Raw genomic sequence first — 302 nt, forward strand, 5'->3', positions numbered from 1 at the left:
GTGGCGCTGCTGCGCGAGCAGCTGCCGGCGCTGCGCCTCCGGCTGGTCAATGTCGTCGACCTGATGGCGCTGCAGCCGAAGGAGCAGCATCCGCACGGGCTGCCGGAGGAGGATTTCACGGCCCTGTTCACTCGGGACAAGCCGGTGATCTTCGCCTTCCACGGCTATCCGCAGCTGGTGCACCGCCTGACCTACAAGCGCACCAACCACGACAACTTCCATGTCCACGGCTATCGCGAGGAGGGCACGACGACCACGCCCTTCGACATGGTGGTGCTGAACCGGCTGGACCGCTTCCACCT

1 protein-coding gene is annotated in these 302 nt (G+C 65.9%); it reads left to right on the forward strand.

Annotated features, from left to right (window positions below; translation table 11 throughout):
* Nucleotides 1-302: phosphoketolase family protein (locus tag AAHM41_RS40430; protein WP_446719532.1), on the forward strand; the 302-nt coding region annotated here is incomplete at both ends.

This window comes from Inquilinus sp. OTU3971 (assembly GCF_038440215.1).